The sequence below is a fragment of the Microbispora sp. GKU 823 genome, from assembly GCF_002027145.1.
In the GTDB taxonomy this organism is placed as follows: Bacteria; Actinomycetota; Actinomycetes; order Streptosporangiales; family Streptosporangiaceae; genus Microbispora; species Microbispora siamensis.
Map to the genome: position 1 here is coordinate 1 of NZ_MWJN01000080.1, position 24,799 is coordinate 24,799.

The following is a 24,799-nucleotide window of genomic DNA, read 5'->3' on the forward strand; positions in this document are numbered from 1 at the left end:
CGCCGGCGTCGAGCAGTTCGCCGATGAACGTGCGGCGGAAGTCGTGCGGCGTACGGGGGGACGCCCCGGCGGCGGCCAGGCGCCGGGAGACGATGTCGGCGATGGCCTGGCCGGTCATGTGGGCCGGCCGCAGCCGCCCGCCCTTGTTGATGGGACAGAACAGGGGGCCCGTCGCCCGGCCGCGTACGGCGAGCCAGAGGTCGAGGCGTTCGACGGCCTCCGCGGTCAGGTAGACCAGTCGTTCCTTGTCGCCCTTGCCCCGCACCCGCAGGGAGCGCGCGTGGGGATCGAAGTCGGCCAGGGTGAGCCCGGCGATCTCGGCGCGGCGGCAGCCGGTGGAGTAGAGCGCCGCCAGCATCGCGCCGTCACGACGGCCGGCGGGGGAGTGGTCGCCGTCGCACACCTCCAGCGCGGCCGCCAGCGCCTCGGCCTCGACGTGCCGTCCCGCCGGGACGCGGGTGTGCTTGTAGGCGGGCAGGTCGGCGGCCCGCTGGTAGTCCTCGCCGCTCATCAGGCCCAGCCGCCACGCCTCCTTCAGCACGCGGCGCAGGGCGACCAGGTGTTTGTTGACGTGGGCGGGCGACCAGCCCTGCTCCCGCATCAGCGTGCGCAGGCGGATGGTGTGCTCGTAGCGGAGCAGTTCCCAGGGCTGACCGGCGCCGGTCGCCGCCGGGTCTCCGGTGATGAGGCGGGCGATGCGGTCGAGGCAGCCCTTCATCGTGCGCTTGGACTCGGGGCTCTGCAGCGCGTCGAGATACACCCGGTAGGGGTCGCGCTCGGGCCGTGCCGGGGTGTTCCGCTCGGGGACGGCGGGGGTGTTCATCGCCTCGATCCTACTATGAATCTACATTGTAAAGGCGCCCGACTAGTTGTAAGATCATTTAAGTCACCGACAAACCCTCGACGACAACGCGAAGGCCGTACGTCCCGCGTCCGGAGCAGTCGCTGAGGTCTGTCAGGGCAGTTGGGCGCGCACCCATCGAGGGTCGGGGTTGACGTGCGGCCTGCCCGCCACGACCACGGTCGGCACCGTCTCGTCGCCGCCGGTGGCGGCCCGGACCGCCGCGGCGCCGTCCGGGTCGCGCCAGATGTCGACCCAGTGCATCCGGTGGGCGTGACGTCCGAGCCGCGTGCGCAGGCGCAGGCAGTAGCGGCAGCCGGGGCGCCAGTAGACGATCGGGCGGCCGTCGGCCTCGCTGCGGCGCAGCGCCTCCGCCGCACTGACGGACCTCGGGAAGGCGAGGGGCGACAGCAGTGCGGCGGCCAGCAGGAAGATCAGGAGCAGCGTGACGGCGGCGCCCGGCAACCCCTGGGTGACCTTCCTGGCCGCCGCGGCGAGCCCGACGGCCAGGAAGAGGATCGGCAGCATCCATCGGCGCAGCATGGCGGTCACGCTAGCGCACCGGCCCGCGGTGCCGGCGGCTCGAGGTTTCCTGGTACGTCGACGTCCGCGTGCTGTACTACCGGACGGATCTGGCCGAGAAGGCCGGCTGGAAGAAGGCCCCCGCCACCTGGGACGAACTGCGGCAGATGGCCAAGGACATGCAGCGGAAGGCCGGGGCGAAGTGGGGCATCCGCCTGCCCGCGGGCACGACCGGATCGTTCCTGTCCACCCTGTGGATGCCGTGGTCGAACGGCGCCGAGCTGTTGAACGCCGGCCAGTCCGCGTGGACGCTCGACACACCGCAGTTCGCCGGAGCCTACGAATACCTGGCGTCGTACTTCACGGAGGGCATCGCCGACCCGAACGTGGACACGGCCACCGCCGCGGAGGTGAAGGACTTCCTGTCGGGCGCGACGCCCATGGTGGTCGACGGCCCGTATCTGCGCAGCGTCATCGCCACGGCCGCCGGGAAGCAGTTCGCGAGCAAGTACGCGACCGCGCCGCTGCCGAAGAAGGAGAGCTCGATCTCGTTCGTCGGAGGGTCGAACCTGGTGGTCTTCAAGGCGGCCAAGAACCCCGATTCCGCCTGGAAGCTGGTGCAGTGGCTGAGCCAGGCGCAGACGCAGGCGGCCTGGTACGCGGCCAGCGGTGACCTGCCCGCCGTGCGGAGCGCGTGGCAGGATCAGGCGCTGGCTTCGGACCCGACGCTCGCGGCGTTCGGCGAGCAGCTCACGACCGCCAAGGCGCCGCCGCAGATCGTCTCCTTCGACAAGGTCGGCGCCGCCGGCGACTCCGCGATCGAGAAGATCGTCAAGGGCGGGGTGAGCGTGGCCGACGCGCTGCGGGAACTCCAGCAGCGGGCCGACGCCATCGGAGAGTCCTGAGTCGTGTCGAGATCCGCACTCGTGGCAACGCCTGCGCGGGCGCGTACGTCCGGTGACGTGCGCGCCCGTCCGGGAGGACCCGGCTCCGCGCGCCGGCGCCGGCAGACCGTGATCGCCTGGATGTTCGCCGCACCGTTCGTCGTCGTCTTCGCGGTGTTCATGATCCTGCCGATCGTCGGCTCGCTCGGCTTCTCCTTCACGGACATGACCGCCCGGGACATCCAGACGCCGTTCAGCGTGGACTTCGTCGGGTTCCGGCAGTACGCCGACGTGCTCACCGACCCGGAGTTCCTGAACGCGGCACGCGTGACGGTGTTGTTCGTGCTCGTCGGCATCCCCGTCACCGTGGGGCTCGGACTGGCGCTGGCGCTCGCGCTCAACTCGGGGATCCGGCGATTCAGGCCGATCTACCGCCTCGGCTTCTACGCGCCGGTGGTGACGAGCGTGGTCGCCGTCTCGGTCATCTGGCGTTACATCCTCGCCCGTGACGGACTGCTGAACATGCTCCTCGCGGTGGTCGGCGTCCAGGGTCCCGACTGGCTGAACAGCACCACCTGGGCGTTGCCCTCGCTGATCGTGATGGCCGCCTGGCGCAACACCGGAACGCTGATGGTGGTCTTCCTGGCGGGCCTGCAGGGCATTCCGGCCGACATCACGGAGGCGGCGGCGATGGACGGCGCCGGGGTGTGGCGTCGCCTGCGCAGCGTCACGCTCCCGCTGCTGCGCCCCACGATGCTCCTGGGCGGCGTCCTCATCTCGGTCGGCTATCTGCAGTTCTTCGAGGAGGCCTACGTGATGACGCAGGGCGGGCCGCTCGACTCCACCTTCTCCATGACCTACTACACGTTCAACACCTTCGGCTTCGGCGACCTCGCCAAGGCGTCGGCGGCGAGTTACATCATGTTCGTCGTCATCGCCGTGGTCAGCGCCGTGCAGTTCCGTGCGCTCAGGAGAACCACATGACCCGCACGACCGGACGGGCCCGGCCGAAGCTCCTGTCGGCGCGACCGCTCGGCTACGTGGTGCTGACCGCCGGCCTTGTGGTGTGGCTCATGCCGTTCGCCTGGATGGTGCTGGGCTCGTTCAAGACGCAGGACGAGATCTTCGCCGATCCTCCGACGTGGTGGCCGCAGTCTCCCACCGGCGGGAACTTCGCCCGGTGGCTCACGCAGCTGCACTTCGGCACGTACTTCACCAACAGTCTCGTCGTCGCGGTGCTCACGGTGCTGGGCAACCTGCTGTTCTGCTCGATGGTCGGCTACGCCCTCGCCAAGATGGACTTCGCCGGCAAACGGATCCTGCTCGGCGTCGTGCTGGTGACCATCATGGTGCCGGGCGTCGTGACCTTCGTTCCGCTCTTCGTGATCGTCGCGAAGATGGGGATCCTCAACTCGTACGGCGCGCTCGTGCTGCCGTTCCTCACCCAGCCGGTCGGCGTCTTCCTGATGCGCCAGTTCATGCTCGACATCCCCGACTCCCTGATGGAGGCCGCGCGCATCGACGGCGCGTCGGAGCTGAGGATCTTCATCCGTATCGTGATGCCGTTGTGCGGCCCCGCGCTGGCGACGCTCGGCATCCTCACCTTCCTCGGCTCGTGGAACAACTTCCTGTGGCCGCTCGTGGCCAGCCAGTCCGAGTCGATGTACACACTGCCGGTCGCGCTCTCGCTCTACTCCACGGGCCAGTACTCGACCGACTACGGCACGCTGCTGGCCGGCGCCGTCCTGATCATCACGCCGATCCTCGCGCTCTTCGTGTTCCTGCAGCGCTACTTCGTGCAAGGCATCGCCACGGTAGGGCTCAAATGACGGCACCGCAGACGCAGACGACCGCAACAGAAGGAGCAGACGTAGTGAATTCGCACGACCTGGCCTTCCCCGACGGGTTTCTTTGGGGGGCGTCGACGGCGGCGCACCAGGTTGAGGGGAACAACGTGGGAAGCGACTTCTGGCAGGCGGAGAACGACGGGACGTGGGGTCTGCCCGATCGGTCGGGCGACGCCTGCGACAGCTACCACCGCTGGGCCGAAGACCTCGACATCGTGCAGAGCCTCGGGCTCAACGCCTACCGGTTCAGCATCGAGTGGGCGCGGGTGGTCCCCACACCCGGTCATCCCTCGCTGGCGGTGTTGCACCACTACCGCCGGATCATCGAAGGCTGTGGGCAGCGGGGCCTGACGCCGGTCGTCACGCTTCATCACTTCACGAGCCCCGCGTGGCTGAGGGACGAGGGAGGCTGGACGTCCGCGGGGGCGATCGCGCGCTTCACCGAGTACGTCCGCGCGGTGCTGCCGATCCTCGACGGCGTGCCCTGGGTCTGCACGATCAACGAGCCCAACATGCTCGCATGGACGACCGCGCGGCGTGCGCACGGGATCGGCGGCTCCGCCCCCTCCTTCGTCCCGCCGGATCCCGAGGTGACGCTCGCGCTGGCACGCGCGCACGCGGAGGCCCGGGAGTTGCTGGCGTCCGTGCCCGGGGTCAGGTCGGGGTGGACGGTGGCGAACCAGAACGTGCAGGACCACGGCGCCGGCGCGACCGCACGGCCGAGATGTCGTATCTGATCGACGACCAGTACATCGACGTGGCGAAGGGGGACGACTTCGTGGGCGTGCAGGCCTACAGCCGGCTCCGGGTGGGGGAGCAGGGGGTCATCGCCCCCGGTCCGGCCGACAGGCGCACGATGACGGGCTGGGAGTACTATCCCCGCGCGCTGGAGGACGCGGTCCGTCATACCGCCGCGCGCCTTGGAGGGTCGACGCCGTTGCTGGTGACCGAGAACGGCATCGCGACCGGCGACGACGACGAACGGATCGAGTACACGGGCGAGGCCCTGACGGGCCTGGCCCGCGCGATGGCCGACGGCGTCGACGTGCGGGGGTATCTGCACTGGTCGCTGCTGGACAACTTCGAGTGGGGCTCGTGGGAACCCACCTTCGGTCTTGTCGCGGTGGACCGGACGACCTTCCGGCGGACGGTCAAGCCCAGCGCGCGGTGGTTCGGGCGGCTCGTGCAGAACCCCGTCACGACGCTCGGCCGGGAGGCCGCGTCGTGACGCGGACCGCCGGGGCCGCGGTGAGGGCCGCGGTGAGGCCCGCGCTGGTGCCGTGGCCGTACGCGGTCGCGCTCGACGACGCGACGACGACGGTCCTGGACCCCGGCCGCGTCGTGATCGAGGCGGAGGACGCGCTGCGCGAGGTCGGCGAGTGGCTCGAAGGCGAGTTCGCCCGCCTCGCCGGCCGGCCGGGCGGCGACCACGCGGACGATCCACCGCCGCTGCGCGTCGTCCTGCTGATCGGGGAGGCTCCCCGCGATGTGCCGCCGGCGGGCGGGGTCGCGCCCGACGAGGTCGCGCAGGACGAGCGGCACACCGTGACGATCGCTCCCGGCGAGGTGACGGTGACCGGAGCGTGCCCCCGGGCGGTCCTGCGGGGCGCCGCGACGCTGGTGCAGCTGGCGGAGTGCGCCGACGGACGGCTGCCGACGGGGCGGATCGCGGACGGGCCCGGCCTGGCGTGGCGCGGCCTGATGCTCGACGTCGTGCGACACCCGTTCCGCCTGGAGGAGATCCGCCGCGTCATCGACCTGCTGACGCGGTACAAGCTCAACGTTCTGCACCTTCATCTCACCGACACCGAGGGCTGGAGGCTGGAGTCCGCGTCCTGGCCGAGGTTGAACGCGACGTCGCCGGGCGAGTTGATCACATGGCGCGATCTGGACGCGTTGGCGGCGTTCGCCGCGGCGCGCGGGGTGACGATCGTGCCCGAGATCGACCTTCCCGGGCACTGCCTGGCGGCGGTTCGCGCCTATCCGCAGCTCACCGATGGCGGGATCGCCTCCCGGCTGGGATATGTGGACCCGTCCGTACCGGGGGCCGAGGCGTTCCTGGAAGAGACGGTCAGCGAGTTCGCGCGTGCGTCCCGCGGCCGTTTCGTCCACGTCGGCGGCGACGAACCCTTCGGGATGCCGCACGAGGCCTACGCTCGTGCGGTCGGCGCCACCGTACGTGCCGCGCACCGGGCCGGGAGGCGGGTCGTCGCGTGGCAGGAGACCGTGCGGAGCGGCGCCCTCGGCGAGGGGGACATCCTGCAGCTGTGGATCGGTGCGGAGACGAGCATCGACGCCGACGCCAAGAAGGCCGGGTTGCCTGAGGCCGCCCACCCGTTCGTCGACCAGATGGTCGCCTTGTTCGCCCTCGCGCCCTCCGACGGCCCCGCCGCCGCGGCGGCCGGACTGCCGGTGCTCGTCTCCTCCAGCGACGTGCTGTATCTCGACCGGCCGTACGCGGAGGCGGCCGACGACGCCGAGGGGGAGGCGCGCCGGGCCCGGCTCGGGTTCCGCGACTATCCGCCGAAGACTCTCCGTGAGATGTTCGACTGGTCTCCGCGGTCGCTGGTCGCGGGGCTCGACGTGCGGATCGCCGGTGTGGAGGCCGCGATCTGGTCGGAGACCATCGAGGACTTCGACGATCTGGCGTTCTTGCTGCTTCCCCGTCTCCCGGGTGCGGCGGAACGGGCATGGACGCGAGAGCGGACGAGCTGGGAGGATCACCGGGCGCGGCTGGACCCGCATGCCGAGGTGTGGCGGGCGACCGGATGGGGCGCGGCGTTCCGGCCCGCCACGTGCGGTGTGCGCCCTTCCCCGACCGTCGCTCCGGCACCGACCACCTTTACGACACCGGGCGCTCCCTCATCCCTCCTGAACGCAGAGGCCGGCACATGAACCTCTCCCACGACCTCACCCTGGCCGAGAAGGCGTCGCTGACCTCGGGGAGCAGCACCTGGCAGACCACCGCCGTCGGCGAGTGGGTGCGCGCGCTCACGCTGACCGACGGCCCGCACGGCATCCGCAGGCAGGACCCCGCGTCGGGCGACGCGCTCGGGCTGAACAACAGCCTTCCCGCCACCTGTTTCCCGCCCGCAGTCACGCTCGGTTCCTCCTGGGACCCCGAGCTGGCCCGGCGGGTGGGTGCGGCCCTCGCCAGGGAGGCGTCCGCGCTCGGCGCCGACGTCGTGCTCGGGCCCGGGGTGAACATCAAGCGTTCCCCGCTGTGCGGCCGCAACTTCGAGTACTTCTCGGAGGACCCGCTGATCAGCGGGGTGATGGGCGCGGCCCTGGTCACCGGGATCCAGTCGCTGGGGATCGGCGCGTGCGTGAAGCACTTCGCGGTCAACAACCAGGAGACCGACCGGATGCGGGTGAGCGCCGACGTCGACGAGCAGACCCTGCGCGAGATCTACCTGCCCGCCTTCGAGCGGATCGTGCGCGAAGCGGCGCCGTACGCCGTGATGTGCTCCTACAACAAGATCAACGGAGTGTACGCGAGTGAGAACCGCACACTGCTGACCGAGGTGCTGCGGGAGGAGTGGGGCTTCGACGGACTGGTGGTGTCGGACTGGGGCGCGGTCGACGACCGGGTCGCCGCCCTCGCCGCCGGGCTGGACCTGGAGATGCCGCCGACCGGCACCGACGAGCGGATCGTCGCGGCCGGGCGCCTGGAGGAGTCGGCGGTCACCGCCGCCGCCGAGCGCGTCATCCTGCTCGGCCGCCGGGTGGAGGGCGCGCGGCGCTTCGACGGCTGGGACGAGGACGCCCATCACGAGCTGTGCCGCGAGGCCGCCCGGGCCGGCGCCGTCCTGTTGAAGAACGACGGCGATCTGCTGCCGCTCGACCCGGCCGCCTCCCAGCGGATCGCCGTCATCGGGGAGTTCGCCCGCACCCCCCCGTTATCAGGGCAACGGCAGCTCGCACGTGGTGCCCACGCGCCTGGACACCCCGTGGGACGCGCTGCGGGCCGCCGCCGGCCCCGGCGCCGAGCTCACCTTCGCCCCCGGATTCACCCTGGTTCACGATCGGGGGGACGGCGTGCCGGAGGCCGCCCTGGTGGCCGAGGCCGTGGCCGCCGCGCGACGGGCCGATGTCGCGCTGGTGTTCCTCGGCCTGCCCGAGGCCGCCGAGTCCGAGGGCTTCGACCGGACCACGATCGACCTTCCGGCCGACCAGATCGCCCTGTTGCGTGAGGTGTCGGCCGTCTGCCCGCGGATCGCGGTGGTCCTGGCCAACGGCGGGGTCGTCTCCGTGGCGGAGTGGCAGGACATGGCGTCCGCCGTCCTGGAGGGGTGGTTGCCGGGGCAGGCCGGCGGGGCCGCGCTGGCCGACCTGATCTTCGGGTTCCACAGCCCCTGCGGCAGGCTGACCGAGACCATCCCGCTCAGGCTCGCCGACACTCCCTCCTACCTGCACTTTCCGGGACGTGACGGGCATGTGGTGTACGGCGAGGGCCGTTACGTCGGCTACCGCCACTACGACACCCTGGATGTTCCCGTGGCCTACCCCTTCGGCCACGGCCTGAGCTACACCCGGTTCTCCTACAGCGACCTGGAGGTCGTGGAAAGCGGGGAGAACGCCTGGACGGTTGAGGTCACCGTCACCAACACCGGCGGCCGGTTCGGCCACGAGGTCGTGCAGCTCTACGTGGCCTTTGAGGAACCTATCCCGTCCAGGCCCGGGCACGAGCTGCGCGGCTTCGCCAAGGTCGGGCTGGAGCCCGGCGAGTCCGAGCGGGTCTCCTTCGCCCTGACCGGCAGGGACATCGCGCAGTGGTCGCCGGCCCGCCACGGCTGGCGGGTGGACGAGGGGCGTTTCATCGTCGAGGTGGGCGCGTCCTCGCGTGACATCCGCCTCAGGGCCGAGGTCGCCGCGGCCGGGGACGGGCAGGTGGACGAGCTCGAGCCGATGTCCACGCTGGGGGAGTGGCTGGCCCATCCCGTCGGCGCGCGGCTGCTCGGTGAGCGGATGCGGCACGTCGCCGGCCTCCTCGGCGCCTCCGGCGGCCACTCGGCGCTGATCGAGCTGGCTCTGGGGATTCCGCTGGTCAAGTTCTCCACCTTCGGCATCGGGCTGACCCCGGACGTCGTCGCGGAACTCGTCGCCGCGGCCCGTGAGGCGTCCCCGCACGACGACCGTTCCGGGGCGACGGTGCCGCAGGGCCGTACGACAGGGGGAAGCCGATGACCGAGGTCCACGGCAGCGTCCACCCGGGCTTTGAAGCCGTTCGCGCGGCCTTCGCACGCGGGCAGCACGACGACGGGGGGCGCCGCCCAGCTCGCCGTCTACCAGGACGGGCGGCTCGTGGTCGACCTGTGGGCGGGCGGCGACCCGATCGGCGGACGCCCCGTGAGCGGCGACTCGCTGGGCATCGTCATGTCGGTCAGCAAGGGAGCCGTCGCCACCTGCGCCCACCTGCTGTCCCAGCGCGGCGTGCTCGACCTGGACGCCCCGGTCGCCCATTACTGGCCGGAGTTCTCGGCCGGGGGCAAGGCCCGGATCAGGGTGTCGGACCTGCTGACCCACCGGGCCGGCCTTTCGGGGTTCAACCCTTTCGCCCCGGAGGCGCCGATCGGCCCGGACGCATACCTGGACTGGGGCGCCTGCGTGGCCGCGCTGGAGGCGATGAGCCCGCTGTGGGAGCCGGGGACCGCCATGATGTACCACGCCCTCACCTACGGCTACCTCGTCGGCGAGGTCATCCGCCGCGCCACCGGAAGGACCGTGGGGGCCGTCCTGGCGGACCTGGTCGCCGGTCCGCTCGGGCTGGACCTGTGGATCGGCCTGCCCGAGTCCGAGGAGCACCGCTTCGTCCCGCAGTTCTCCCGCAGCCTCAGCCGGGCGAGCAGGAGGTGCTCGCGCTGCTCACCGGTCTGGGCCTCGATCCGGCCGACCGGCTCGTGCGCGCCACCGCCGCGACCTTCCGCGGCGTCGCCGCGGCGGCGGAGGGGTTCAATCGGCGCGAGGCCCATGTCGCCGAGGTCCCTGCCGCCAACGGCATCGCGAACGCCCGTTCGCTCGCCCGCATGTACGCCGCGACGATCGGCGCGGTCGACGGGGTTCGCCTGCTCGACGGCGACAGTGCGGCACGGGCGAGTGCCCCGCAGACCGACGACCTGCCCGCCCCGCCGCCCTTCGACCGCCTGCCGGCCCGGAGTCCTCGCGCTTCGGGCTCGGCTACGAGTTGCCCCGGCCGGGCCTTCCGATGCTCGGGGAGGGGTCGTTCGGTCACGCCGGAGCCGGGGGACGCCTGGCCTACGCGCAGCCGCGCACCGGTACGGCCGTCGCCTACGTGTGCACCGACATGAGCTGGAACCCCGCCGCCGGCCCCGATCCACGCTGGGTGCCGTGGACCCGGGCGCTGCGGGACATCGTGGGCGGGACGTCTTGAAGGGGTGTCAGCGGTCGAGGCGGCGGTAGCGGCGCACCGACAGCGGGAAGAAGACCGCGATGAGCAGCAGCGGCCAGACCAGGGCCATGACCGCGGCGTGCTCGGCGATCCAGGTGGTGCCGCCCGCCCCGGGGTTGCCGAACAGGTCGCGGGTGGCTGCCATGGTGGCCGACAGGGGGTTCCACTCGGCGACGGCGGCGAGCCAGCCGGGCATGGTGCCGGTCCAGGCGAAGGCGCTGGACAGGAAGCCGACGGGCCAGACGAGGACCTGGACGGCCATGACGGCTTCCGGGCCGTTGAGGGTCAGCCCGAGGTAGATGCCGACCCACAGGAACGCGAAGCGCAGCAGCAACAGCAGCCCGATGGCGAGGGCGGCGCGGGCGGGGCCCTCGTGCCAGCGCCAGCCGACGGCCAGGCCGCAGGCGATCATGACGAGGAGGCCCAGGACGGTGTTGAGCATGTCGGCGACGCTGCGGCCGAGGACGACGGCCGAGGAGGCGATGGGCAGGGAGCGGAAGCGGTCGGTGACGCCCTTGGCGGCGTCGCGGGCGACGGCGGTGAAGGTGGCCTCGATGCCGAAGAGCATGGTCATGGCGTACATGCCGGGCATGAGGAATTCGCGGTAGTCGCCGCCGCCCGGTACGGCCATGCCGCCGCCGAACAGGTAGCCGAACATCAGCACGATCATGACGGGGAACAGCAGGCCCGCCACGACCTGGCCGGGTTTGCGGACCCAGTGGCCGAGGTCGCGCAGGGTGACGGTCCAGCCGTCGGCCAGGGCCCAGCGCAGCCGCGCGGCCGCGGTGCGGGGGATCTCGGGTGCGGTGACGGTCATGCGGCGGCTCCCCTTCTCGTGCCGTTCTCCGTACCGTTCTCCGTGCCGGTCGGGTGGCCGGTCAGGTGGAGGAAGACCTCGTCCAGGGTGGGCCGTCGCACGGCGATGTCCGCCACGGCGATGCCGGCGGCGTCGAGCGCGCGCAGGACCTCGGGGAGCGCGGCGGACCGGTCGCGTACGGGTGCGCTGACGCGGCGGGAGTCGGCGTCCACGTCGACGGACACATCACCGGGGGCATCGCCCGGGGCGCCCGCCACCCGGCCGGCGATCGCGGCGGCGGCGGGCAGGTCGGCGGTGTGGCGCACGACGACGTCGAGGCGGTCGCCGCCGAGCGCGGATTTCAGCTCGTCGGGGCTGCCCTCGGCGACGACGCGGCCGGCGTCGACGACCGAGACACGGGAGGCGAGCTGGTCGGCCTCCTCCAGGTATTGGGTGGTGAGGAGCACGGTGGTACCGGCGGCGACGAGGCCGCGTACAGCGTCCCACACCTCGGTGCGGCCACGCGGGTCCAGGCCGGTGGTGGGCTCGTCGAGGAACAGCACCGGCGGGGAACAGATCATGCCGACCGCCAGGTCGAGGCGGCGGCGCATGCCGCCGGAGTACTGCCCGACGGGTTTGGTCCCGGCGCCGGCGAGGCCGAACCGGGCGAGCAGCTCGTCGGCCCGGGCACGGGCCGCGGCGGGGCGCAGGTGGTGGAGGCGGCCGAACATGACGAGGTTCTGCCTGCCGCTGAGGACCTCGTCGAGTGCGGCGTGCTGGCCGACCAGGCCGATGCTGCGGCGTACGTCGGCGGCCTGCCGTACGACGTCGAAGCCGACGACGCGGGCCGTGCCGCCGTCGGGGCGCAGCAGCGTGGTGAGTATCCGGACGGCGGTCGTCTTGCCTGCGCCGTTCGGCCCGAGCAGGCCGTGCACCGTGCCCTCGCTGACGGCGAGGTCGACGCCGTCGAGGGCGGGGGTGTCCCCGTATCGCTTGCGCAGCCCTTCGGCCACGACCGCGTGTGTCATGGTGGCTCCTCCGTACGGTTAAGTACGCTGTACCGTACAGCATACGGAACCAGGGTGCGCATAGAATTCGCAGGCGATGACGGAGTACAGCTCGCAGGGAGACCCGGCGCGGAGTCTGGCCCTGCTGTGGCGCACGGGTGAGCGGACCGGGCGCAAGGGCAAGCCGGATCTCGGGGTCGATCGGATCGTGCGCGCGGCGATCGAGGTCGCCGACGCCGAGGGCCTGGCCGCGCTGTCCATGCGCAAGGTCGCCGAGCAGCTCGGGGTGGGGACGATGTCCCTGTACACCTACGTCCCGGGCAAGGCCGAGCTGATCGACGTCATGCTCGACACCGCGTACGGCGAGCTGCCCGCCCCCGAGGAGGTGCCGGGCGGCTGGCGGGGCAGGCTGGAGCTGATCGCGCGGGAGAACCTGGCGCTCTACCGGCGGCACCCGTGGATGCTGCAGGTGTCGTCGCTCACCCGGCCCCCGCTGGGGCCCAACCTCATCGCCAAGTACGACTACGAGTTGCGGGCGGTCGACGGCATCGGCCTGGACGACCTCGAGATGGACTCGGTCGTCACGCTGCTGAACGGCTACGTGAGCGGCGCGGCGCGGGGTGCGGTGGAGGCGGCGCAGGCGCCGGGGGACACGGGCGTCACCGACGAGCAGTGGTGGTACGCCCACGCGCCCTACCTGGCCAGGGTGTTCGACCCCCGGCGTCACCCGGTGGCCGCCCGGGTGGGCGCGGCCGCGGGCGAGGCGTACAACGCGGCCTACGACCCCGACCAGGCCTTCGAGTTCGGCCTGCAGCGCGTGCTCGACGGCATCGAGGCGTTCGTCGCCGCCCGCACCGCCGGATGAACGGTGCCGGAGCCGGTCAGCGCTCCGCGTCGTCGGCGAGCAGGAACGCGGGCGGGGAACGGTCCCAGTCCGGCACGTTCAACGCGTTGAGCGCCGCAACGATGCGCTTCTCCTCGTAGACGAAGTGCGTCTCCATCAGCGCCGCCAGGCTGTCCATCTCGCGCCGGACTTCGGCGGGGTCCGTCTCCTCGTCCAGCCCGGCGACGAGCGCCTCGAGCCGTCGCAGGGAGTCCTCCACCAGCCGGTGGTCACGGCGCAGCTCCTCCAGCACCGGGCGCAGTTCGGGGAACCGCCCGGCGACTTCGGGGAACGCGACGTCGTCCTCGCCGGTGTGATGCCGGGTCAGCGCCGAGCAGAAGGTCAGACAATGGGCACGCAGTTCGCGTGGCCGCGCGCCGCCGGCGAAATAGGCGTCGACGCCTTCACGCAGCCCTGCCAGCTCCTCGCGGAGCCAGAGGTGTACTTCGATCAACTGGTTGCCGAACGCCATCAGGCGATCGTCGGATCTCGCCAAAGTTCGTTTCCGTGGTTTCGGCGCCTCCATGCCCTCGGCGGTCTCTTTGCCGGGTGCACTGCGGCGCTGGCAAGATTCCTACCAACGCCGCAAAGAACGTGTCAAACACGTAAGCACCAGGCCGGATGTACGGGGACGACCGCAGCCGCTCCATAAAGAGTCGGTAGGCCCGCGGCGGCTCCGCGCGTGCCTGCGTGACTACACCATCTCGTCCGGGGAACCTGCCGTGGCGGAGATCCGCACAGCGGCGGCGGAGGGGACGGAGGCAGGGGTGATGGCGACCACCGCGGGCGAGGCCCGGGCCGATGCGACGCCGGCCAGTCTGCGGCTGCCGGGCATCGTGCTCGGGGTGGGACTCGGCGGGTTCGTCGACGGCATCCTGCTGCACCAGCTCCTGCAGTGGCATCACATGCTGAGCGGCACCAACAGCGACCGCATCGGGGTGAAGTACTACAACCCCCGCACCGTCTCCGGGCTGGAGATGAACACGGTGTGGGACGGCGTCTTCCACGCCGTGTGCTGGCTCGCGGTGCTCATCGGCCTCGCGATCCTGTACTCCAGGGTCACCCGCAACCGGCGCAGGGTGTGGACCTCGCGGGTGTTGTGGGGCTGGATCCTGGCCGGCTGGGGGATCTTCAACCTCGTCGAAGGCGTCCTGGACCACCACATCCTGGCCATCCATCACGTCCGCGGCGGTCCCCACCAGCTCTGGTGGGACATCGGTTTCCTCGTCCTTGGCGCGCTGCTGCTCGCCGGGGGTTACCTGCTCGCGCGCAGCGGGCGGTCCTTCGACCCCGCCCAGACCCCCGCATGACGGACCACGCACGATGGACCCCGGCGTGACGGATCACGGCATGATGGACCCCGGCGTGATGGATCACGGCATGGCGGACCACGGCGCGCACTTCGCGGGGTTGTCCGGCGTGCTGCTGCCGACCCTCGCCCTGCTCGTGTATCTGCACCTGGCCAGGCGGGCGCGCCGCCGCAACCCGGTCGCGGGCTGGAGCCGGTGGCGTACGGCGGGCTTCGCCACCGGGGTCGTCCTGTCGGCCGCGGCGCTCCTGCCGCCCGTCGCGTCCTTCGCCCACGCCGACTTCCGGGGCCACATGGTCCAGCACATGCTCATCGGCATGTACGCCCCGCTCGCCCTGGTGCTGGGGGCCCCGGTCACCCTGCTGCTGCGGACCCTGCCCGTCGGCGGCGCGCGGCGGCTGAGCGCCGTCGTGCACAGCCGTCCCGGCCGGCTGCTGACCCATCCGGCGACCGCCCTGCTGCTGTCCACCGGCAGCCTCGTAGTGCTGTACTTCACCCCGCTCTACGACGCCGTCACCGCCCGGCCCGCCGGGCACTGGCTGCTGCACGCGCACTTCCTGCTGTCGGGGTGCCTGTTCGCGCACGTCATCGCCGGCCCCGACCCCGCGCCCGCCCGGCCGGGCGTGCGGGCCCGCCTGATCTACCTCGGCTGCGCCATCGCCGTGCACGCGGTCGTCGCACAGCTGATGTACGGCGGATTCTGGGTGGACGTCCACGCGCCCGTTCCCGACGTGCAGGGCGGCGCAGAGATCATGTACTACGGCGGCGACATCGCCGAACTCCTCCTCGCCGCCGCCCTCGTGTCCACCTGGCGTCCGGAACGCCGTCCCCGGCCGGGCCGTACGGGCGTGAAAAGAGCACGGCCCGCCGCCGCGATGCGGGGCAGACCGGTGACACGGGGGGAAGGAGGGCGACGGCCCTCAGGCGCGGGCGGCTATCCGCGTGAGGAGCGGCTGGACCAGGCGGGCCGCCAGGGGACCGAAGGCCGCCAGGATCAGGACGTACGCCGCCGCCAGCGCGCCCAGGTCGGGATGGGCGCCGGCGGCCACCGCCAGCCCGGCGATGACGATGTTGAACTCACCGCGGGGGATGAGCGCGATGCCGGCGCGGACCCGTCCGGCACGCGCGATGCCGGCGCGGCGGGCGGCGTACACGCCGGTCAGCAGTTTGGTGATCATCGTCACGAGGGCCAGGCCTGCGGCCAGACCGGCGGCGGGGAGGATCTTGGTGGGGTCGGTCTGCAGGCCGAAGAACACGAAGAAGACCGCGGCGAACAGGTCGCGCAGCGGCGCGAGCAGCGCCTGGGCGTCTTCGGCCAGCTCGCCCGACAGCGCGATCCCGACGAGGAACGCCCCGACCGCGGCCGACACCTGCAGCTGCTGGGCCAGCCCGGCGACCAGCAGCGCCAGCCCGACCACCTTGAGCACGAGCACCTCGGAGTTGGGGCTGGCGACGAACGCCTCGATGTAGCGGCCGAAGCGCAGCGCGACCAGCAGGACCACGCTCACCGCGGCGAGCGCGATGGCCACCGTGACCGCCCCGGCGACCAGGCTCAGGCCCGCCAGCATGGCGGTCAGGACCGGCAGGTAGACCGCCATCGTGAGGTCCTCGAACACCAGCAGCGACAGCACCACCGGGGTCTCCCGGTTGCCGATCCAGCCAAGGTCGGACAGGACCTTGGCGGTGATGCCGGAGGAGGTGGCGTAGGTGACGCCGGCCATGGCGACGGCGGCGACCGGTCCCCAGCCGAGGAGCAGCGCGCAGATGGCGCCGGGCGCCGCGTTGAGCACGAGGTCGACCAGGCCCGCGCGGGCGTTGCCCTTGAGGCTGGTCACCAGCTCGTCGGCGTTGTATTCCAGGCCGAGGGTGAGCAGCAGCAGGATGACGCCTAATTCGGCGCCGGTGGCGATGAAGTCCTCGCTGGTGGCCAGCGGGAGGATGCCACCGGTGCGAAGGCCAGGCCCGCGATGAGGTAGAGAGGGATGGGGGAGATGCCGACGCGCAGCGCCAGTGCTCCGAGGATGCCGAGTCCGAGGACGACGGCGCCGAATTCCAGGAAGAGTATCGCGGTATTGTGCACGCGCTGCCCTCAGCCGCTGGCGAAGATGTCGGCGACGGCGGCGGTGCTGTCCTCGCTGCCCACCACGACCACGATGTCGTCCCCGGTGAGGAGGAAGTCGGGGGCGGGGCTGGCGAACACGTGCCCGGCGCGGACGACGGCCACGATGGAGGCTCCGGTGCGGGTGCGGACCTGTGCCTCGCCCATGGGCCGGCCGGCGTAGGGGGAGCCGGGCGAGATCGGCAGCTGCACGCTGACCAGTCCCTCGACCTCGCGGTGCAGGGCGTTGAGCCGCTGGACGATGCGAGGGGCGCCGAGCAGCTCGACGAGCGCGTCCGCCTCCTCGTCGTTGAGTTTCACTGTCTCGCAGGCCCTGTCGGGATCGTCGGGATCGTAGATCACCAGGTCGCGCCGCCCGGTGCGGTGGGAGACGACCCCGATGCGCCGTCCCGAGCGGGTGGTGAACTCGTGCCGCAATCCGATCCCCGGCAACACCGTCTGCTCGACATCCACGGTGCCGCTCCTCCGTCCTGATAAGCCAATACTTGCCCAGGAACCTACCAATAATGGACGGAGGTCTCATTTCGGCCGTCTTGGCACGTGCCGTTGCGGGTATGGCAAGCTGACGCCGTGGACGACGACCTCGAACACGCGCTCGTCTCGGTCGGGCCCCGGCTGCGCGCGCTGCGCAGGCAGCGCGAGACGACCCTGGCCGACCTGTCGGCGGCGACCGGCATCTCGGTGAGCACGCTGTCGCGGCTGGAGTCGGGTGCCCGACGTCCGACCCTCGAACTGCTGCTGCCCCTGGCCCGGGCCCACGGGGTCACGCTGGACGAACTCGTCGACGCCCCGCCGACCGGGGATCCGCGCATTCACCTGCGGCCGGTCGTCCGCTTCGGCATGACGATGCTGCCGTTGACCCGCCGGGCCGGGGGCATCCAGGCGTACAAGCTGGTGATTCCGGCAGGCAGCGCCAGGAGGCAGCCGGAGCCGAAGACCCACGAGGGGTACGAGTGGCTCTACGTGCTGAACGGGCGGCTGCGGGTGGTCCTCGGCGAGCAGGATCTGGTGCTGTCACCGGGCGAGGCGGCCGAGTTCGACACCCGGCTGCCGCACTGGTTCGGCGCCGCCGACGCCGACGCGGTCGAGTTCCTCAGCCTGTTCGGCCAGCAGGGCGAGCGCGCCCACCTGCGCGCCCGCCCGAAAGCGAAGCAGGAGCCTACGCGGGCCGGCGGGCGAGGGTGAGCATGTGGCCGCTGACCCCGAGAAGCGACGGCACGCGTTCCAGCGTGCGCTGCGCGTCGAGCATGAGGCTGCGGCGTTCGGGGTCGTCGAGCCAGTCGTTCACGTCGCCGTACAGCCAGAAGGCGCCCTCCAGGCCGTACCGCTCGGCGCCGGGGAGCCCCGCGTCGGCGAACTCCCCGGGCACCTCGTCGGGGTCGTGCAGGTAGGCGGAGAAACCCTGCACGGGACCCAGCAGGACGCCGTCCTTCATGGCCTCGCGCGCGGCCCGGCGGTGCGGTTCCTGCTCGTAGACCCCCAGGTAGACCATGTCGTGCACGGCCGCGTAACGGTTGATGGTGGCGGCGGCCACCAGTCCTCCGGGGCGCACCACGCGGCGCGCCTCGGTCAGGGCGGTGACCCGGTCGGCGCGGTCGGCCAGGTGGTAGAGCGGGCCCAGCAGCAGGACCGCGTCCGCGCTCGCGTCCGGCAGGGGCAGGTCGCGTGCGTCGCCCTGCCGGGCGGTCACACCCGGCAGGGCCGCGGCCCGCTCGACGTGGAGCGGGATCGGGTCCAGCAGTTCGACCTCGTAGCCGTCGGCGACCAGCCATTCGGCGTGCACCCCGGTGCCGCCGCCGACGTCGAGCACCCGGGCGGGCGGTGACGGCAGTGCCCGGCGCAGCACGTCCTGCGTCCGCCACAGCTCCAGCCGGCCCCGGCCCGTACGGAGCCTGCCGTCCTCCCTGTCCTGCTCGTAGTAGGCGAGCACTTCCAGGGTCACCGTCATGACCGATCACACTCCGCCTGGTCGTGGGCGCGGTGGCTAGGCCGCCGGCTCGGCGGGGAGCCAGATCCGGTGGCCGCCGGGCACCTCATGGTAACGGCGCAGCTGGGCCAGGCCGCTGAGCCATCCGGTCCAGCCCGCGTACGGCGGGTTGCCGGTGTCGAAGCCGCTCTGGACGAACGTCAGGCGGGTCTTGCCGCCGCTGTCCTCCAGTTCCCAGGTGACGACGCCCCCCGGTCCCCAGTCGGCCGACATTGTCTTGCCGGGGACCAGGTCGATGATCTTCGCGGGGTGCGGGTCGGCGTCCAGTCCGCCCATGGCGAAGCGCCCGCCGACGTACGGCTCGATGCCGATGGGGTAGCCGAACCAGTCGCTCGCCTTGTCCGAGTCGACCAGGGAGTCGTAGACCTGCTCGACCGGCGCGTCGACGACCATCTCGCCCCGGAAGTCGGCCGAGGTGTAGTCGGGCTGGGGGCCGATCTCGCGCCCCTCGACGTGGTCGGCCAGGTTGGACAGCGCCAGCGACCAGAAGGTCTGCAGCACGCCCCGGATGCTCGCCCCGGTGATGGCGTCCTGGAAGTCGAAGTGGCTCTGCGACAGGGTCAGGACGGTCGTGTCCGGGGTCTCCTCCTCCAGTGTGATCTCGGTGGTCGTCTCCACGCCGTCCAGCAGCCAGGCGAAGCGCAGCGTGTGGTCGTCGGCGTGCAGCGGGCGCTGGTGGGGGGCGTCGCCCTCGGGAGTGCGGCGGCCCCAGAACGCGTAGCGGCCGGGCAGGTCCGCCTCGGCGTGCTCGGCCAGCCACACCCGCATCGCGGCGGGGTCGGTCAGCGCGTGACGCACCTCCTTCAGCGGAGCCGCCAGGCGGACTCGGACGATCATCGGTTCACTCACGGTCGTCTCCCGGGGGATAGTGGGGATAGCACGCCACGGCGAGCTTGAAGGCGTCGCCTTCGTCGCCGCCGTAGCGCGTGAACAGGTCCTGCAGCGCGGTGCGCAGGTCGGCCAGGAACTGCTGGCGTCGTTCCGGGGGCACGCGCACCTCGCCGGACACGCCGATGGACGGCAACTCCGGCGCCGTCCGGTCGAGGGCGGCGATGTCGGCCTGCACCTCTTCCATGAGGTCGAGCAGGTAGCCCAGGCTGAGCTCGTCCTGCCGCCGGCGCAGCCCGCCGATGCGGCCCACCAGGCCCGGCGACAGCCAGTAGGAGCGGGCGCTCGCCTGGTAGATGCCTTCGGTGATGCCGCGCACCCGCCGCTCGGAGACCTGGTCGACCAGGCCCGCCTCGACCAGGCGTTTGACGTGGTAGTAGACCCGCTGCGGCGTCTGGTCGAGCACCGCCGCCACCTCGGTGCACGTGCGCGGCACGGCCAGTTGCCGCAGCACCTCGATGCGCTGCGGTTTCAGCAGTGCCTCGGCCTGCTCGATCTGCTCCAGGTACAGGACGTCTCTCATCGCAAAAACAATGTTGTACGTAAAAACTCTCTTTGTCAATCGCTCCCGGCAGGGGGAAGGGGTCATCGGGCAGGGGCCGGCTACCCGCAGCCGGCGGCGCGGGACAGGAACAGGGCCCGCTCCCGCTCGTTGCCGGTCAGGGCCGCCGCCCGTTCGAACTCCCGCCGCGCCTCGTCCGTACGGCCCAGCCGGGCCAGCAGGTCGCCGCGTACGGCGGGCAGCTGGGGGTAGCCGCGCAGGGCCTTGTCGCCGGCGACGGCGTCGGCGATCTCCAGCCCGCGCGCGGGGTCGCCGGCCATCGCGCCGCGACGGCGCGGTTCAGCTCGACCACGGGGGAGGGGGCGACGTGGGCGAGCACCCGGTAGAGGGCGGCGACGCGTTCCCAGTCGGTGTCCTCGGGACGGGCGCTCCGGGCGTGGCAGGCGGCGATGGCCGCCTGCAGGGCGTACGGGCCGAAGGCGCCACCGAGCGACTCGGCCCGCTCCAACGCCTCCAGCCCCCGGCGGATCAGCAGCCTGTCCCACAGGCGCCGGTCCTGGTCGGGGAGCAGGACCGGCGCGCCGTCCGGTCCGGTGCGGGCGCGCAGGCGGGACGCCTGCAGTTCCATCAGCGCGGCCAGGCCGTGCACCTCCGGTTCGCGGGGGAGCAGGCCCGTCAGGAGACGGCCCAGGCGCAGCGCCTCGTGGCAGAGGTCGGGGCGGGTCCAGTCGGCGCCCGCCGTGGCCGAGTAGCCCTCGTTGAAGATCAGGTAGACGACTTCCAGCACCGAGGACAGCCGCTCGGCCAGGTCGTCCGGAGCCGGCATCTCGAATCCGACCCCTTTGTCGGCCAGGGTGCGCTTGGCGCGGACGATCCGCTGTGCCACCGCCGGCTCGGTGGCCAGGAACGCCCGGGCGATCTCCCCGGTGGTCAGGCCGCCGAGCAGGCGCAGCGTGAGCGCGACGCGCGCCTCGGTGGTCAGCGCGGGATGGCAGGCGGTGAAGACGAGCCGCAGCATGTCGTCGCGGATGTGGTCGTCCATGCCGGCGTCCGGGTCCGGCTGCGGCCTGCTCTCGATGTCGCGGCCGATCTCCTGGAGCTTGCGCTCGTAGCGGCTGCGCCGCCGCAGGTGGTCGATCGCGCGGTGCTTGGCGGTGGCCATGAGCCAGGCGCCGGGGTTGTCCGGCACGCCCGCCTCCGGCCACTGCTCCAGCGCGATGAGCAGCGCGTCCTGGGCGAGTTCCTCGGCCAGGCCGACGTCGTCGACGAGGCGGGCCAGCGCCGCGACGAGTCTGGCGGACTCGATCCGCCAGACCGCCTCGATCGCGCGGTGCGCCGCGAGCAGCGCCTCGCTACCGGTCATCGGAGTGCTCAGCTCACAGGTGCTCAGGCCGGGACACTCGGGTCAGCGTGCTCCGGTCAGGGGTGCACAGGTCGGGGATGCTCAGGTCGGGGATGCTCAGGTCGGGGATGCTCAGGCCGGGGATGCTCAGGCCGGCGGGGCGAAATCTTCGGGGCCGAGCACCTTGACCACCTCGGCCTCGCCCTCCCAGCCCTCCCACAGGTCACGGTGCAGGCGCATGAAGCGCGCGGCCCACTCGACCGCCTCCTCCTTCGACCGCACGTCGTACAGGGCGTAGCTGATCAGTTCCTTGGACTCGGTGAACGGGCCGTCGGTCACGCTGAGTCTGCCCTCGGCCATGCGCACCCGCGCCGCGGACGCGCTGGGGGCCAGCCCGGCGGTGTCCAGCAGCGCCCCGGCGACGGTCGCCTCCTGGCCGAGCTTGGCGATGGCCTCCATGAGGTCGGCGGGCGGCGGGGTGTCGGGCTGGGCTGCCCTGAGCAGAACCATGTAACGCATCGGTCGTCTCCTCTCAGACAAGATCTATCAGGTGAACGCGGGACGGGTCAGGCGTTCCGGTACGCGTGCACGGCCAGGGCGCTGATCCAGGCCCAGGCGAGCACCACGGCGCCGGTGAAGGCGAGGTTGGCCCAGGCCGCGCCCGCCCCCGAGGCCACGGCCAGGAACCCGGCCGCGAACAGCGCGCCGGTCGCCCGCGAACTCCACGCCCAGGCCGCCTGCCCGCGCCGGGCGAAGCGGCGGGCGAGCACGAAGCAGGCCGCGACCAGGCAGGCGAACCCGACGCCGCCGGAGGCCAGGTGCGCGATGCCGTGCCAGCTCACCTCGCCCGCCGGCACGCCCCGCGGAAAGCCCTGGGCCGGGTCGGCCCGGAAGGCCCCGGCCGCCAGCAGGCTCAGGCCGTACGCCGCCAGCAGGCGGGGAGCCCAGCCACGGCCGTGGGCGCGGCGCAGGCCCGCGGCGAAGGCGATGGTCATCGCCCCGGCCAGCACGAAGTTCGCGATGTGGATCCAGCCGAGGTCGCCGTTGGCGAGCAGGCTCCAGGCGTGCCGGGTCAGGTCGAATCCGTCCCGGGTCAGGGCCTCGGTCAGCGACACCCCGACGTAGACCGGGCCGGCGATCACGCCGTACCCCAGCAGGCTGCGGGTGACACTGGTCTCGCGGTCGCAGGTGCGGGCGGCGGTGCCGGCGTGAGCGGTGGCGGTGGTCATGGGTGGTTCTCCTCAGGTCCGGCCGGTCCCTCACCGGCCACTCACCCACTCCTCGAACGGGACGCCCCCGGATCGACACGCCTCCCGGATTTTCTTCAAGATTTTTCCGACGGCACCTACCCGGGAGCGCCGTGCGCGGCCGCGGGCAGGGACGGCCCGGTGAGCGGCGTGATGCCAGGGCGACGTGGTGGCGCCCGCCGTCGGTCACCGGTCGTCAGCGGTCCGGTCAGCGGTCCGGTCAGCGGTCGTCCGACCGGTGCGGGTGAGACGGCGCGTGCCGATCGCGTTCCGGTCGAGGAGTGGTAGCCGGAGGACGAACCGCGCCCCGCGGGGGGAGTCCTCGATCCGCAGTGTTCCCCGGTGGGCGCGGGCGATGTCGCGGGAGATGGCAAGTCCGAGTCCGGTGCCGCCGGCGTCCCGGCGCCGCCCCTCGTCCAGGCGGGTGAATCGCTCGAAGACTCGCTCACGGTCGGCGGGCGCGATGCCGTTCCCGTCGTCGGTCACTGCGAGGACCGCCCGGCCGTCGGCGGATCCGACGCAGACCGTGACGGCGGTCGCGGCGTGGCGTCGCGCGTTGCTCAGCAGGTTGCCCACCAGCCGGATCAGCTGGATCCGTGAGCCGTGCACCCACACATCCCCGGCCGTGTAGAGCTCCACCGGTGTGCCGCCGGAGTGCGCGTCCACCTCTTCGGTGACCAGCGCGGCGAGGTCGATCGGTTCGTACGGCGCCGGCTGGCCGCCGCGTAGCCTGGTCATCGTCAGCAGGTCCTGCACGATCGCCTCCAGGCGGCCGGTGGCCGACAGCGCCCCCCGGATGGTGTCGCGGGGGTCGACGTGATCGGGGTGGAGCAGTGCTTCCTCCAGTTGCACGCGCAGCCCGGCGATCGGTGTCCTGAGTTCGTGGGAGGTGACGGAGGCGAGCCGGTACTGCTGCTCCGCCGGGCACAGCGACCACATAAGGCGGCCGCCCAGCAAGACGATGAGGAGCGCGGCACCCGCGATGAGGTATTCGAGGCGGTGCGTCGCGATCAGGGGCGGCTCGACCGTTCCGGCGTAGACGACGGGGGCGTCGGGGGCCGTCGACACCCGGTTGGCCATGAGCAGGACGCACCGCTCGCCCGGGCGGCACTCGACACGCCGTTGAAGCCGGTCGTCGGGCGGGGGCCGGAGCGTGCTCAGCCGCGGCCGCCCCGTCGCGTCCGGGCTGGCGGCCATGACCCTGCCGCGCGCGTCCACCAGCTGGACCAGGTCGACGGTGCCGGAGGTGGAGGTGGGGGTGGAGTGCGGCAGGAGGCCGCCGCGCACCTGCGCGCTCCATTGGGCGGCGACCTGCTCGGCGTCGAAGAACACCTGGTCCTCGACCCTGTATCGGATCGCCAGGTCAAGGCTCACGCCGCCCAGGACCGTGAGCAGGAGCAACAGCATCGTCGCCGCTGTCGTGTAGCGCGCCTGCATCGAGCGCAGAGACGGCATCGACCTCACCATTCTCCTGCCGCACCCGGTGGACCACCACTACGGGCAAATTGGACGATTTCGTCCACTTTGCGGTCAGTTGTCCGATCGTGTCAAATTGGCGACAGGGGTCCTGACGTGGGCTTTCACGTGGTCCAGTGCCATGTCGAGGGCGACCGCGAAGGGCCGTTCGTCCTGCATGGTTTCGGCGAGCAGGTAGCCGCCCTGCAGGGCGGCGATGACGGCGACGGCGAGTTCCCCGGGGTCCGCGCCGGGGTCGAGTTCGCCGCTTTCCCGCATCCGGGCGAGGCCGTCCGCCAGCAGTCCCTGCCATTTGCGGAAGACGGCCGCCAGGGACTGGCGGGCGTCGTCGCAGCGGCAGGAGAGCTCGTTGGCCAGGGCGCCGATGGGACATCTGTAGGGCTCGTCGCTCTCCCGGTGGCCCGTCACCAGCGAGTCGCGCCACCTCTCGAGATCCCGCATCGAGCGCACCTGGTCGAGCTGCGGCTTGTGAAAGGAGACCATGCGGTGCTCCCGCATCGCGATCACCTCGGTGATCAGCGCTTCCTTGTCCGGGAAGTAGTGATAGAGCTGCGACTTGCTGATGCCACAGGCGTCCACCACCTGGTCGAGGGTCGTCGCCGTGACCCCCTGTCGGAACATGAGGTCCGCGGCGGTCGCGACGATGCGCTCGCGAGTGGCCGCGCCGCGCGCGGTGAGCCGCGGAGAATCCTTCCTCGGCCCTCGAACGGCCATGTGACAACCCCACCTTCGGGCGTGGG

24 protein-coding genes and 4 pseudogenes are annotated in these 24,799 nt (G+C 71.9%); 13 read left to right on the forward strand and 15 right to left on the reverse strand.

Going from position 1 to position 24,799, the window contains the following annotated elements:
- A partial coding sequence (locus B1L11_RS31850) for a tyrosine-type recombinase/integrase (protein WP_079319088.1) occupies nt 1-823 on the reverse strand: 823 nt, incomplete at its 3' end.
- Nucleotides 824-955: 132 nt separating this feature from the next.
- On the reverse strand, nt 956-1,384 hold the full coding sequence (locus tag B1L11_RS31855) for a glutaredoxin domain-containing protein (RefSeq protein WP_079319117.1): 429 nt from the start codon (nt 1,382-1,384) through the stop codon (nt 956-958).
- Between the two features lie 62 nt (nt 1,385-1,446).
- Here B1L11_RS31855 and B1L11_RS31860 point away from each other — a divergent pair.
- The 9 genes and pseudogenes from B1L11_RS31860 to B1L11_RS31890 all read left to right on the forward strand — a co-directional run.
- A pseudogene (locus B1L11_RS31860) lies at nt 1,447-2,268 on the forward strand (extracellular solute-binding protein); the annotation flags it as partial.
- Nucleotides 2,269-2,325: 57 nt separating this feature from the next.
- The gene (locus B1L11_RS31865) at nt 2,326-3,231 is read left to right on the forward strand and encodes a carbohydrate ABC transporter permease (protein ID WP_218671446.1); all 906 of its coding nucleotides are present in this window, start codon (nt 2,326-2,328) and stop codon (nt 3,229-3,231) included.
- Nucleotides 3,228-4,076, forward strand: coding sequence for a carbohydrate ABC transporter permease (locus B1L11_RS31870; RefSeq protein WP_079319091.1), 849 nt, complete (start codon nt 3,228-3,230; stop codon nt 4,074-4,076). The genes B1L11_RS31865 and B1L11_RS31870 overlap by 4 nt, the downstream gene beginning before the upstream one ends.
- 44 nt (nt 4,077-4,120) lie before the next feature.
- A complete protein-coding gene (locus tag B1L11_RS52445) occupies nt 4,121-4,831 on the forward strand; it encodes a family 1 glycosylhydrolase (protein WP_256863066.1) in 711 nt (236 codons plus the stop codon).
- Nucleotides 4,819-5,322 (forward strand): family 1 glycosylhydrolase, encoded by a 504-nt coding sequence (locus tag B1L11_RS52450; RefSeq protein WP_256863067.1) that lies wholly within the window; start codon nt 4,819-4,821, stop codon nt 5,320-5,322. Before B1L11_RS52445 ends, B1L11_RS52450 begins: the two co-directional genes overlap by 13 nt.
- On the forward strand, nt 5,319-6,989 hold the full coding sequence (locus B1L11_RS31880; protein ID WP_179155418.1) for a family 20 glycosylhydrolase: 1,671 nt from the start codon (nt 5,319-5,321) through the stop codon (nt 6,987-6,989). Before B1L11_RS52450 ends, B1L11_RS31880 begins: the two co-directional genes overlap by 4 nt.
- Nucleotides 6,986-7,744, forward strand: a pseudogene (locus B1L11_RS54220) (glycoside hydrolase family 3 N-terminal domain-containing protein); the annotation flags it as partial. The gene B1L11_RS31880 and the pseudogene B1L11_RS54220, both read left to right, overlap by 4 nt.
- 277 nt (nt 7,745-8,021) lie before the next feature.
- The gene (locus B1L11_RS54225; protein WP_306291731.1) at nt 8,022-9,281 is read left to right on the forward strand and encodes a glycoside hydrolase family 3 C-terminal domain-containing protein; all 1,260 of its coding nucleotides are present in this window, start codon (nt 8,022-8,024) and stop codon (nt 9,279-9,281) included.
- A gap of 30 nt (nt 9,282-9,311) precedes the next feature.
- Complete coding sequence (locus tag B1L11_RS31890; protein WP_218671447.1) at nt 9,312-10,514, forward strand: serine hydrolase domain-containing protein; 1,203 nt, start codon at nt 9,312-9,314, stop codon at nt 10,512-10,514.
- Here the strand turns inward: B1L11_RS31890 and B1L11_RS31895 are convergent.
- Together B1L11_RS31895 and B1L11_RS31900 are read right to left on the reverse strand one after the other, a co-directional pair.
- On the reverse strand, nt 10,493-11,320 hold the full coding sequence (locus B1L11_RS31895) for an ABC transporter permease (protein ID WP_079319093.1): 828 nt from the start codon (nt 11,318-11,320) through the stop codon (nt 10,493-10,495). The two genes, B1L11_RS31890 and B1L11_RS31895, sit on opposite strands and share 22 nt — an antisense overlap.
- Nucleotides 11,317-12,327, reverse strand: a complete 1,011-nt coding sequence (locus tag B1L11_RS31900; RefSeq protein ID WP_079319094.1) for an ATP-binding cassette domain-containing protein — start codon at nt 12,325-12,327, stop codon at nt 11,317-11,319. The genes B1L11_RS31895 and B1L11_RS31900 overlap by 4 nt, the downstream gene beginning before the upstream one ends.
- 76 nt (nt 12,328-12,403) lie before the next feature.
- Here B1L11_RS31900 and B1L11_RS31905 point away from each other — a divergent pair, with 76 nt between their 5' ends.
- Nucleotides 12,404-13,171, forward strand: coding sequence for a TetR/AcrR family transcriptional regulator (locus tag B1L11_RS31905; protein ID WP_079319095.1), 768 nt, complete (start codon nt 12,404-12,406; stop codon nt 13,169-13,171).
- Between the two features lie 16 nt (nt 13,172-13,187).
- Here the strand turns inward: B1L11_RS31905 and B1L11_RS31910 are convergent, their stop codons facing one another.
- Nucleotides 13,188-13,661: a hemerythrin domain-containing protein gene (locus B1L11_RS31910; RefSeq protein ID WP_218671448.1), complete on the reverse strand. Its 474-nt coding sequence runs from the start codon at nt 13,659-13,661 to the stop codon at nt 13,188-13,190.
- A 250-nt stretch (nt 13,662-13,911) separates the two neighbouring features.
- On the opposite strand from B1L11_RS31910, the gene B1L11_RS31915 reads away from it, so the two are divergent.
- Nucleotides 13,912-14,499, forward strand: a complete 588-nt coding sequence (locus B1L11_RS31915; RefSeq protein WP_256863068.1) for a DUF2243 domain-containing protein — start codon at nt 13,912-13,914, stop codon at nt 14,497-14,499.
- Between the two features lie 70 nt (nt 14,500-14,569).
- Nucleotides 14,570-15,253 (forward strand): annotated as a pseudogene (locus B1L11_RS45810) (cytochrome c oxidase assembly protein); the annotation flags it as partial.
- Nucleotides 15,254-15,418: 165 nt separating this feature from the next.
- Here the strand turns inward: B1L11_RS45810 and B1L11_RS45815 are convergent.
- Together B1L11_RS45815 and B1L11_RS31925 are read right to left on the reverse strand one after the other, a co-directional pair.
- The gene (locus B1L11_RS45815; protein ID WP_256863069.1) at nt 15,419-16,591 is read right to left on the reverse strand and encodes a cation:proton antiporter; all 1,173 of its coding nucleotides are present in this window, start codon (nt 16,589-16,591) and stop codon (nt 15,419-15,421) included.
- The gene (locus B1L11_RS31925; protein ID WP_079319097.1) at nt 16,588-17,070 is read right to left on the reverse strand and encodes a cation:proton antiporter regulatory subunit; all 483 of its coding nucleotides are present in this window, start codon (nt 17,068-17,070) and stop codon (nt 16,588-16,590) included. Before B1L11_RS31925 ends, B1L11_RS45815 begins: the two co-directional genes overlap by 4 nt.
- Before the next feature lie 117 nt (nt 17,071-17,187).
- Here B1L11_RS31925 and B1L11_RS31930 point away from each other — a divergent pair, with 117 nt between their 5' ends.
- Nucleotides 17,188-17,802 carry a helix-turn-helix domain-containing protein gene (locus B1L11_RS31930; RefSeq protein ID WP_079319098.1) on the forward strand — a complete coding sequence of 205 codons (615 nt, stop codon included), beginning with the start codon at nt 17,188-17,190 and terminating at the stop codon, nt 17,800-17,802.
- Here B1L11_RS31930 and B1L11_RS31935 read toward each other — a convergent pair.
- From B1L11_RS31935 to B1L11_RS31970, 8 genes and pseudogenes are all read right to left on the reverse strand, one after another.
- On the reverse strand, nt 17,777-18,565 hold the full coding sequence (locus B1L11_RS31935) for a bifunctional 2-polyprenyl-6-hydroxyphenol methylase/3-demethylubiquinol 3-O-methyltransferase UbiG (protein ID WP_079319099.1): 789 nt from the start codon (nt 18,563-18,565) through the stop codon (nt 17,777-17,779). The genes B1L11_RS31930 and B1L11_RS31935 overlap by 26 nt on opposite strands.
- Before the next feature lie 36 nt (nt 18,566-18,601).
- On the reverse strand, nt 18,602-19,453 hold the full coding sequence (locus B1L11_RS31940) for an SRPBCC domain-containing protein (protein WP_079319100.1): 852 nt from the start codon (nt 19,451-19,453) through the stop codon (nt 18,602-18,604).
- Nucleotides 19,446-20,015: a helix-turn-helix domain-containing protein gene (locus B1L11_RS31945; protein ID WP_079319101.1), complete on the reverse strand. Its 570-nt coding sequence runs from the start codon at nt 20,013-20,015 to the stop codon at nt 19,446-19,448. Before B1L11_RS31945 ends, B1L11_RS31940 begins: the two co-directional genes overlap by 8 nt.
- 80 nt (nt 20,016-20,095) lie before the next feature.
- Nucleotides 20,096-21,357 (reverse strand): annotated as a pseudogene (locus B1L11_RS31950) (RNA polymerase sigma factor).
- Between the two features lie 126 nt (nt 21,358-21,483).
- Nucleotides 21,484-21,855, reverse strand: coding sequence for a YciI family protein (locus B1L11_RS31955; protein ID WP_079319102.1), 372 nt, complete (start codon nt 21,853-21,855; stop codon nt 21,484-21,486).
- Between the two features lie 47 nt (nt 21,856-21,902).
- A complete protein-coding gene (locus B1L11_RS31960; RefSeq protein WP_079319103.1) occupies nt 21,903-22,565 on the reverse strand; it encodes a DUF998 domain-containing protein in 663 nt (220 codons plus the stop codon).
- A 204-nt stretch (nt 22,566-22,769) separates the two neighbouring features.
- A complete protein-coding gene (locus tag B1L11_RS31965) occupies nt 22,770-24,038 on the reverse strand; it encodes a cell wall metabolism sensor histidine kinase WalK (protein WP_143737691.1) in 1,269 nt (422 codons plus the stop codon).
- Between the two features lie 75 nt (nt 24,039-24,113).
- A complete protein-coding gene (locus tag B1L11_RS31970; protein WP_079319105.1) occupies nt 24,114-24,773 on the reverse strand; it encodes a TetR/AcrR family transcriptional regulator in 660 nt (219 codons plus the stop codon).
- Nucleotides 24,774-24,799: the final 26 nt, after the last annotated feature.